Consider the following 6,776-nt stretch of genomic DNA (forward strand, 5'->3'; position numbering starts at 1 on the left):
CGGCGATCCGAGTCAGGATCTCCTGCGAGAACGTGCGTCCGCCCATCGTAACCATGCCGCGAGTCTACGACACGGCGGGCGCTGTGTCCAGCACATGTTATGGGCAAGCTACAGCCCGCAGGGAGAGTGGATCTTGAATTAAGGAAGCGCTTTATAACCGAGGCTAGAATGGATGGTCGTGCCGTTGGCATAATCCGAGTCAAAGGCCATCGTCTTCATCAACATGACCACCCCGGCCTTCGAGGCGCGCTTCAGGTTTGCCGGTCCGGTTTCCGCGAGCTTCTGCGCCCGCACCCCTCCAAACTCAAACCCCGTATCACACGGCAGATCGCCGTTGTTCACTGGTGAACCTATTGCGTTAGTCACAAGCCTTCGGTGCCTGCGGAGACCGCGAGCGCTGGTATACCCTCCGCGGAAACCTGGGGGGCGCCAGCAAGACGCGACCACCGTCGCTCGAAGACCGAGCGCGTCGGCAGGCCCCACGCAGTGGGACGTTTCCATCTCGGAAGGGTGGGAAGAACCCAGCGGATCGTGCGCCCGTGAGGATTCTCCAGCACGCTACGCGCGATCTCGCGGGATCCATGTCGGTGAAGGCGGGTCGTAGTCGTAGGGGCACCCCTCGTGGGCGCCCGCCGATGCGACGCGCTCTTGCCCGCGGGGTTCTGTCAGCCCAGGACTTTGAGTATATTACGCCGCTGTGTTCATCCGACCGAGGAAGTGAGGTAGTCATTGGCCCTTCAGATCTCCGAGCGCGCGCTTGCGATCAAACCCTCCGCGACCCTGACCGTCGCGGCGCGTGCCCTGGCGCTCAAGGCCGCCGGCAAGGATATCGTGAGCCTGGCGGCGGGTGAGCCGGACTTCGACACCCCGGAGCACATCAAGGCGGCGGCCGTCCGCGCCCTGGCCGAGGGATTTACCAAGTACACCGCAGTCGAGGGTACGCCCAGCCTCAGGCGTGCGGTGGTCGAGAAGCTCTGGCGCGAGAACGGTCTCGAATACGCCGCGGACCAGGTCCTCGTGTCTTGCGGTTGCAAACACAGTTTTTACAACCTGGTGATGGCCCTGCTCAACCCCGGCGACGAGGCCATCATCCCCGCGCCCTATTGGACCTCTTACCCGGACATAGTAGCGCTCACCGGGGCCCAGCCCGTCGTCATCGACACCGGGATCGACGACCGCTTCAAGATCACGCCCGCCAAACTTGCGTCCGGGATCACCCCGAGGACCCGACTCTTGGTCCTGAACAGTCCCTCGAATCCGACCGGGGAGTACTACTCGCGCGCCGAGTTGGTGGGCCTCGCCGAGGTCCTCTTGCCCCATCCGCAGGTGGTCATCGCCTCGGACGACATGTACGAGCACATCCTGTGGCACCGAGAGCCTTTCGCGAACATCCTGAACGCCTGTCCCGCGCTCTACGGCCGCACGGTCATATTGAACGGCGTCTCCAAGGCCTACGCCATGACCGGCTGGCGGATAGGTTACGCGGCGGGGCCAAAATCCCTCATCCAGGCCATGGCCGTTCTCCAGTCCCAGAGCACCTCGAACCCGACCTCGATCGCCCAGGTCGCGGCAGAGGTCGCACTCAGCGGGGACCAGTCCCTGGTGCGCGAGCGCTGCCGGATCTTCAAAGACCGGCACGACTTCGTGCACCGTCGCCTGAACGAGATGAAGGGGGTGCGCGCCCTACCGGCCCAGGGGACCTTCTATAGCTTCCCGAATATGCAGGAGGCCATCGAGCGCATGGCGGACGTGGACGACGATGTCGGGCTTGCCGAGCGCCTCCTCGAGCGATCCGAGGTCGCCGTCGTGCCCGGCACGGCCTTCGGGGCGCCGGGCTGTGTGCGGGTGTCCTTCGCGACCAGCAGGGAGAATCTCACCAAGGCCCTGGACCGGCTGGAAACGTTCTTCGGACGACGGTGACGCGCACGCCGGCCCAGTCCCCGGTCTGCTCGCCCATGATGCCGGCATCCGCGCCCATGGCGGAAGACCGGGCGTACCAAGACCGGATCCTGCAGGGCGTCTCCCGCACCTTCGCCCTGACCATCCCCGTGTTGCCCCTGGGCCTCTGCGAGGTCGTGGGAAATGCCTATCTCCTGTGCCGGATCGCCGATACCGTCGAGGACGACGCGGGGCTGTCGGCGGCGCGGCAGCGCGACTTCTCCGAGCGCTTCGTGCGCGTCGTCGAGGGCACGGAGTGCGCCGAGCGGTTCTCGGGGGACCTGCATCCGCTGCTCGCCCCCGATGCCCTCGATGCCGAGCGGAACCTCATCCTCAACGTCCCCAAGGTCATCCGCATCACGCACGGCTTCAACGCCAATCAGAGGCGTGCCCTGGCGCGCTGCGTGCGCATCATGGCCAAGGGCATGGCCGACTATCAGATGCGCGAGAGCCTGGATGGTCTGCCGGACCTCCCGGCCATGGACGAGTACTGTTACTTCGTCGCCGGGGTCGTGGGTGAGATGCTGACCGAGCTTTTCTGCGACTACTCCGCAGAGATTGCAGCCCACCGCGACCGCCTCATGCCGCTCGCCGTGTCCTTCGGCCAGGGGTTGCAGATGACCAACATCCTCAAGGACATCTGGGAGGACCGTAGGCACGGGGCCTGCTGGCTGCCGCGCGATCTTTTTCTCGCCAAGGGCGTGCGGCTTCGAGACCTCGAACCCGGGAGGGACGATCCTGGGTTTTTCGAGGGCCTGTCCGAGCTGATCGGGATCGCCCGCAGGCACCTGGACGATGCCCTTTCGTACACCCTGCTCATCCCGGTGCGCGACACCGGCATACGCCGGTTCTGCCTGTGGGCCATCGGCATGGCGATCCTGACGCTCAGGAAGATCAGCCGCCATCGCGACTTCACGACCGGGCGCGAGGTCAAGATCAGCCGCAGGAGCGTGTGGGCCACCGTTGCCGTCGGTAATGCCCTGGTGCGCCACGACGGGCTCCTGCGGCTCGCCGCGCAGCTCGCCTCCAAGGGTTTACCGATCAATCACTTTCATGACAAGCTCACCAAGGGAGGTGCGGATCGGCTGCCCGCCCGGGGAGCGTGAGCAGGCGAGTTGCGCGAAGCGAGATAGGGGAGGACGCGATGTCGAGACATCTAAAGACAGCGGTTCGGGGCAGCGGGCCCATGGCAGTGCCGGTCGCCCGGCTCGGGCGGGAGGCGCTCGAGGCGGCCGTCGCGCGCGCGGGCGAGGCGCTCCTCGACGACCAGCAACCGGACGGGCACTGGGTCTATGAGCTGGAGGCCGACTGCACCATCCCGGCCGAGTACATCCTCATGATGCACTTCATGGACGAGATCGACCGGCCCCTCGAGACCCGCATCGCCGTGTACCTGCGCCGGCACCAGGCCGGGCACGGCGGTTGGCCCTTGTTCGAGGGCGGGGACTTCGACATGAGCTGCACGGTCAAGGCGTACTATGCCTTGAAGCTTGCCGGGGACTCGCCCGAAGAGCAGCACATGGCCCGTGCCCGCGAGGCCGTCCTGTCGCGCGGGGGGGCCGCAGAGAGCAATGTCTTCACGCGCATCGCCCTCGCCCTTTTTGCCCAGGTCCCGTGGCGTGCCGTGCCCTTCATCCCGGTCGAGATCATGTTCCTCCCGCGCGGCTTCTTCTTCCATCTGAGCAAGGTCTCCTACTGGTCCCGGACCGTGATGGTGCCGCTCTTCATCCTCGTGAGCCTCAAGCCGCGCGCCGCCAACCCGCGCGCGATCGGCATCGCGGAGCTGTTCGTGACGCCGCCCGAGGAAGAGCAGCATTATTTCCATACGAAGGCACGCCTGGGGCGCGTCTTCTTCGCGATCGACCGCGTGTTCCGCCCTATCGAGCCGCTCATCCCGGCATTCGTCCGCAAGCGCGCGATCGGGCGCGCCGAGCGCTGGTTCACGGCGCGGCTGAATGGCACCGACGGGCTCGGTGGGATCTTCCCGGCCATGGTCAACGCCTACGAATCCCTGGCGCTCCTCGGCTATCCCGCCGATCACCCGTATCGTCGCGAGGCCCGCGAGGCGATCCAAAAGCTCCTGGTGGTGCGCGAGGACTCGACCTATTGTCAGCCCTGCGTCTCGCCGGTCTGGGACACGGCCATCGCCTGCCAGGCGCTCATCGCGGCCGCCGGGGGCGCGATGACACAAGCCGTGCGGCGCGGGCTCGACTGGCTCAAGGACCGCCAGCTCGGCGATGAGCCCGGCGACTGGCGCGATTCCCGCCCCGATCTCAAGGGCGGCGGCTGGGCGTTCCAGTATGCCAATGCGTACTACCCGGACCTCGACGACACCTCGATGGTCGGTTGGGCCATGTGCCTGGCCGATCGCCAGCGCTACGCCTGGTCCATCCATGCCGCGGCCGAGTGGATCTTCGGCATGCGCTCGAAGAACGGCGGCTATGGCTCCTTCGATGCCGACAACACCCACTACCACCTCAACCACATCCCCTTCGCCGATCACGGCGCCCTGCTCGACCCACCCACGGAGGACGTGACCGGCCGCTGCATCGCGTTTCTCACCCTCGCGGGCGATGCGCGCCACCGCCCCGCGTTGCGCGAGGCGGTGGCCTATCTCCAAGCGGTGCAGGAGGCCGACGGCTCCTGGTTCGGGCGCTGGGGCACGAACTACCTCTACGGGACCTGGTCGGTCCTCGCCGCCCTGGAGATAGCGGGCGAGGACCCGACAGAGGCCTACATCCGCCGCGCCGTCGCATGGCTCATGGCACAGCAGCAACCCGACGGCGGCTGGGGCGAGGGCAACGACAGCTATCACCCGGAGAAGCGCGGCACGCCCCACCCGAGCACCGCGTTCCAAACCGCCTGGGCGCTACTCGGGCTTATGGCCGCCGGTGAGGTCGGATCGGAGGCCGTCCGTCGCGGCATCGACCACCTCCTCTCCCGCCAAGGCCCTGACGGCCTCTGGCACGACCCCGGTTTCACCGCCCCTGGCTTCCCGCGGGTCTTCTATCTCAAATACCACGGCTATACCCGGTATTTCCCGCTCTGGGCGCTCGCCGACTATCGGAACCGCACAGTGCCTCGAGGCCCTTGATCCGCCAGGGGCCGGGTCGAGAAACGACACCATTCTTCGACTCGGATCCCCTGAATTCGCCGGTTTCTTAGGCCGCGAGATGTCCATGCGTCGTCCGAAAGAGCCGCACGGCAGTCGAAGTGATCCATCACCCGGTCAAGATGGCGATACCGGGCGGTGTCACATCCCTGTACTTGCATGCCGACATTCCCTGCCGAAATGCCGTGCTAATCCTCTCCCTCGGGGACACGTGCTACCTTTTCTCCCGCTCCCTCCGAGAGAGGCTATCGCCTTTTCTCCCTCTCCACCGGGGAGTGGGGGGGTGAGGGGATCAGAATCAATGAAAGTGTGTGATTTTATTCCGTGATCGCATGAGCGCTGCATTCACCCGCGCGCTGCTCGATGGCGCCTCTGCCCCCTATCGCTCCGCCGGGCGTTTCGCCTGGTACTTCGCGCGAGGAAAGCTCAATGGCGACCCCGCTTTTCTCGGCCTCTTGGAACGGGGTCTGATCCCCGACGACGCGCGCATTCTCGATCTCGGCTGCGGCCAGGGCTTGCTGGCCGCATGGCTCCTCGAGGCGCGCGCCTTATTCGACGCGGGCCATTGGCCGGCGCACTGGCCACCGGCGCCGAAACCGCTGGCGTATCGGGGTATCGAGTTGATGCCGCGCGAGGTGCGCCGCGCCAGACGGGCACTCGGCGGGCGGGCGGAGCTGGTCCGGGGCGACATCCGCACGACCGACTTCGGTAAGCCGAATACCGTCGTGATCCTGGACGTGCTGCACTACATCGACTACGCTGCCCAGGAGAATGTGCTGGCGCGCGTGCGCGATGCACTGGCACCCACAGGGATGCTCTTGCTGCGGGTGGGAAACGCCGACGGCGGCCTTCCGTTCCGGATCTCCAACTGGGTCGATCACCTCGTCGCCTTCACCCGCGGCCATCGGTTTCCCACATTTTACTGCCGCTCCCTGCAAGACTGGCAATCGTCGCTCTGCCGCCTCGGCTTCACGGTCGCGTCGGTGCCGATGAGTCGCGGTACGCCGTTCGCGAACGTGTTGCTCGTCGCTAGCCTAATGGGCCGCGTCGGTTGAACGCCCCGACATGAGCCCGGATCCCCAACTGGTCCGGGCCTGCATGCTCAGCGGTAGCCGGTGGCCTCAGGATCCACCGTAATGCGGATCAGCACGTCTGGAACACCTCCAAGGTGCGCCGGCGAAAAGGTAAGCTCGCCCTCCTTCTTGTACAAGGCCTCCAGGCGGTGCGTATCGCCTCCAAAGAAGAATGGGATGAACTGCTTACCGGTGATATGGCTATCCGTATCGTCAGGTCGTCCTATCAAGTCCTCGACCTCTCGTAGCCCCATGCCGATCTGGAGCTTGGCGAACTTGCTATTCGGGGCCGGTGTACCGATGATCTCTCCGTCGAACGATCCGTCCCGAGACTTCACTATACGCGCGCCAGGCGAAGATGGCGACGGTGAATCGGATGTCTCGCTGGCCTAAGGAGCGCTCGTGTCGGCTTGCTGGTGGGACGCGCAGCCGAACAATACGGAAACCAAGATCGCGGTGGGCAGCAGCATTTTTATACGCATATCATCCTCCATAGCCGAACCTGCCGTGAACGTGACCGACTGCGCTAGAGTACTTGCATAATGAAATACGATGCAAATGAGTCAAGTTTATCTGATGGCGAGTTGTGCCTCCTGGCAGGCCTGGTCGATGAGGGTTTGAAGCCTCTCGAAGGCAGCGCGGATAGGGGAGTG

General features: G+C 65.4%; 6 protein-coding genes. 4 read left to right on the forward strand and 2 right to left on the reverse strand.

The window, feature by feature from the left end; genetic code table 11:
- Window positions 1-138: 138 nt before the first annotated feature.
- Window positions 139-342, reverse strand: a complete 204-nt coding sequence (locus M3461_06070) for a hypothetical protein (GenBank protein ID MDQ3773946.1) — start codon at window positions 340-342, stop codon at window positions 139-141.
- 387 nt (window positions 343-729) lie between these two features.
- Here M3461_06070 and M3461_06075 point away from each other — a divergent pair, with 387 nt between their 5' ends.
- The 4 genes from M3461_06075 to M3461_06090 all read left to right on the forward strand — a co-directional run bounded on the left by M3461_06075 (window position 730) and on the right by M3461_06090 (window position 6,105).
- Entirely contained in the window at window positions 730-1,920 is a 1,191-nt protein-coding gene (locus tag M3461_06075; GenBank protein ID MDQ3773947.1) for a pyridoxal phosphate-dependent aminotransferase, read from the forward strand.
- Between the two features lie 35 nt (window positions 1,921-1,955).
- On the forward strand, window positions 1,956-3,044 hold the full coding sequence (locus M3461_06080; protein ID MDQ3773948.1) for a phytoene/squalene synthase family protein: 1,089 nt from the start codon (window positions 1,956-1,958) through the stop codon (window positions 3,042-3,044).
- An 80-nt stretch (window positions 3,045-3,124) separates the two neighbouring features.
- Window positions 3,125-5,032, forward strand: coding sequence for a squalene--hopene cyclase (shc, locus tag M3461_06085; GenBank protein ID MDQ3773949.1), 1,908 nt, complete (start codon window positions 3,125-3,127; stop codon window positions 5,030-5,032).
- Window positions 5,033-5,382: 350 nt separating this feature from the next.
- Window positions 5,383-6,105 carry a methyltransferase domain-containing protein gene (locus M3461_06090; GenBank protein MDQ3773950.1) on the forward strand — a complete coding sequence of 241 codons (723 nt, stop codon included), beginning with the start codon at window positions 5,383-5,385 and terminating at the stop codon, window positions 6,103-6,105.
- A 47-nt stretch (window positions 6,106-6,152) separates the two neighbouring features.
- Here M3461_06090 and M3461_06095 read toward each other — a convergent pair whose 3' ends face one another.
- Entirely contained in the window at window positions 6,153-6,461 is a 309-nt protein-coding gene (locus M3461_06095; protein MDQ3773951.1) for a hypothetical protein, read from the reverse strand.
- Between the last annotated feature and the right edge of the window lie 315 nt (window positions 6,462-6,776).

The sequence above is a fragment of the Pseudomonadota bacterium genome, assembly GCA_030860485.1.
Taxonomy (GTDB): Bacteria; Pseudomonadota; Gammaproteobacteria; order JACCXJ01; family JACCXJ01; genus JACCXJ01.